Source organism: Chryseobacterium sp. CCNWLW53, from assembly GCF_037083525.1.
GTDB lineage: Bacteria > Bacteroidota > Bacteroidia > Flavobacteriales > Weeksellaceae > Chryseobacterium > Chryseobacterium lathyri.
Window position 1 is genome coordinate 1 of record NZ_JBAOJR010000008.1, and the last position, 3,382, is coordinate 3,382.

A 3,382-nucleotide genomic window follows, 5' to 3' on the forward strand; every position below is an offset into this window, starting at 1 on the left:
AAAAAAAGTCTCATACAAACTGTGTTGTATGAGACTTTTAATAAAAACTGGCGGCGGCCTACTCTCCCGCTTTCGCAGTACCATCGGCGCTGGTGGGCTTAACTTCTGTGTTCGGAATGGGAACAGGTGAGCCCCACCGCTAAAACCACCCTAAAGGCTTTATATAAGAGGTTAGCGGTTAGAAGATTAGAGATTAGTAAAAACTAACTTCTAATATCTAGTATCTAACTTCTATTTTATCGATAAAAACGTTCACAAAGACAAAACCTTGACTGCGCATAAAAGGCTTGTATAATTTTATTATATTGATATAGCAACCATAGGCTATAAATCTACGGGTAATTAGTACTACTCGGCTATGACATTACTGCCTTTACACCTGTAGCCTATCAACGTCGTCATCTCCAACGACCCTTAAAAGATGTCTCATCTTGAGGCGAGTTTCGCACTTATATGCTTTCAGTGCTTATCTCTTCCAAACGTAGCTACTCAGCGGTGCACCTGGCGGTACAACTGATACACCAGAGGTTTGTTCAATTCGGTCCTCTCGTACTAGAATCAAGCCCTCTCAAACATCTAACGCCCGCAATAGATAGAGACCGAACTGTCTCACGACGTTCTGAACCCAGCTCGCGTGCCACTTTAATGGGCGAACAGCCCAACCCTTGGGACCTTCTCCAGCCCCAGGATGTGACGAGCCGACATCGAGGTGCCGAACCTCCCCGTCGATGTGAGCTCTTGGGGGAGACTAGCCTGTTATCCCCGGAGTACCTTTTATCCTATGAGCGATGGCCCTTCCATACGGAACCACCGGATCACTATGTCCTGCTTTCGCACCTGATCGACTTGTTGGTCTCACAGTCAAGCACCCTTATGCCATTACACTCTACGCACGGTTACCAAGCGTGCTGAGGGTACCTTTGAAAGCCTCCGTTACTCTTTTGGAGGCGACCACCCCAGTCAAACTACCCACCACGCAATGTCCTTCTAAAAGAAGTTAGGCTCCAAGTAAGTAAAGGGTGGTATTTCAACGTTGGCTCCACGAACACTAGCGTGCCCGCTTCAAAGCCTCCCACCTATCCTACACATTACTTACTCAAAGTCAATACGAAGTTATAGTAAAGGTTCACAGGGTCTTTTCGTCCCATTGCGGGTAATCGGCATCTTCACCGATACTACAATTTCACCGAGCTCGTGGCTGAGACAGTGCCCAGATCGTTACACCATTCGTGCAGGTCGGAACTTACCCGACAAGGAATTTCGCTACCTTAGGACCGTTATAGTTACGGCCGCCGTTTACTGGGGCTTCAGTCAAACGCTTCGCTTACGCTAACGCCCTTCCTTAACCTTCCAGCACCGGGCAGGTGTCAGACCCTATACAGCATCTTTCGATTTAGCAGAGTCCTGTGTTTTTGATAAACAGTCGCCTGGGCCTCTTCACTGCGGCCACCATTGCTGATGGCGTCTCTTCTTCCGAAGTTACGAGACTATTTTGCCTAGTTCCTTAGCCACGACTCACTCGAGCACCTTAGGATTCTCTCCTCGACTACCTGTGTCGGTTTTGGTACGGGTTGCTTCACTTCGGCTTTTCTTGGAAGCACTTTCCCTGCAGCAGCTTCGCCCGAAGGCTAGGCCTTGACTATTCCGTCAGTCTCCAGCAGGTACGGCACTCCGTCCCCTTTTTAGTGTGAGCAAGTATGGGAATATTAACCCATTGTCCATCCACTACCCCTTTCGGGTTCGCGTTAGGTCCCGACTAACCCTCAGCTGATTAGCATGGCTGAGGAAACCTTAGTCTTTCGGTGAGGGGGTTTCTCGCCCCCTTTATCGTTACTTATGCCTACATTTTCTTTTCTGTCCGCTCCACAATACCTCACGATACTGCTTCGGCGCAAACAGAATGCTCTCCTACCAGATATACCCAGAAGGTATAAATCCATAGCTTCGGTAATATGTTTATGCCCGATTATTATCCATGCCGGACCGCTCGACTAGTGAGCTGTTACGCACTCTTTAAATGAATGGCTGCTTCCAAGCCAACATCCTAGCTGTCAATGCAGTCCAACCGCGTTGCTTCAACTTAACATATATTTGGGGACCTTAGCTGTTGGTCTGGGTTCTTTCCCTCTCGGACATGGACCTTAGCACCCATGCCCTCACTGCCGACGAACATTTATTAGCATTCGGAGTTTGTCAGGAATTGGTAGGTGGTGAAACCCCCGCATCCAATCAGTAGCTCTACCTCTAATAAACTTAACATCGACGCTGCACCTAAATGCATTTCGGAGAGTACGAGCTATCTCCCAGTTTGATTGGCCTTTCACCCCTACCCACAGGTCATCCGAAGACTTTTCAACGTCAACCGGTTCGGTCCTCCACTCTGTGTTACCAGAGCTTCAACCTGCCCATGGGTAGATCACAAGGTTTCGCGTCTAATCCTACTAACTAAGCGCCCTATTCAGACTCGCTTTCGCTCCGGCTCCGGACCTGAAGTCCTTAACCTCGCTAGTAAAATTAACTCGTAGGCTCATTATGCAAAAGGCACGCCGTCACCCAACTTGTGGGCTCCGACCGCTTGTAGGCGTACGGTTTCAGGTTCTATTTCACCCTTCTATTCGAAGTGCTTTTCACCTTTCCTTCACAGTACTTGTTCACTATCGGTCTTTCAGGAGTATTTAGCCTTGGAGGATGGTCCCCCCATATTCAGACAGGATTTCACGTGTCCCGCCCTACTCATTTATCATCAAAATATGCCTTTCAAATACGGGGCTATCACCCTCTATGGCTGTTCTTTCCAGAACATTCTTTTAAACATATAAAGACTTTTGGGCTAATCCGCTTTCGCTCGCCGCTACTTACGGAATCTCTTCGATTTCTTTTCCTCCGGGTACTTAGATGTTTCAGTTCTCCGGGTTTGCTCTCTAAATAAATTTAGAGTAATACATCTTCAATGTATTGGGTTGCCCCATTCGGACATCTGCGGATCAATTCGTGTGTGCCGATCCCCGCAGCTTTTCGCAGCTTACCGCGTCCTTCTTCGCCTCTGAAAGCCTAGGCATCCGCCATACGCCCTTAACGATTTCTTTCCTATTTTTGGTTACTCAAGCGCTTTTATGCGCTCGGTTTTCTCTTTGTGATGTCTTTACCGTTAATGTCAATGATCTTAATGTCTTTCTTTCAGCTTGATGAACAGATGTTGTTTTTGGCTCCATCCGTAACTTTTAAATCAAGCTTCCAAAACTGTGGAGAATAAGGGAGTCGAACCCTTGACCTCCTGCGTGCAAGGCAGGCGCTCTAGCCAGCTGAGCTAATTCCCCCTCTAGTTAGACTAAGAGACTCAAGATGCTAGATGCAAGACTTTTTATTGATTAGTCTTGGCTCT

At 47.6% G+C, this 3,382-nt stretch carries 1 tRNA gene and 2 rRNA genes; all 3 read right to left on the reverse strand.

Features of this window, described 5'->3' with window-relative positions:
- Positions 1-45: 45 nt before the first annotated feature.
- Positions 46-153 (reverse strand): 5S ribosomal RNA (gene rrf, locus V6R96_RS20655).
- Positions 154-322: 169 nt separating this feature from the next.
- A 23S ribosomal RNA gene (locus V6R96_RS20660) occupies positions 323-3,086 on the reverse strand.
- Between the two features lie 157 nt (positions 3,087-3,243).
- Positions 3,244-3,317, reverse strand: a tRNA-Ala gene (locus tag V6R96_RS20665).
- Positions 3,318-3,382 lie beyond the last annotated feature (65 nt).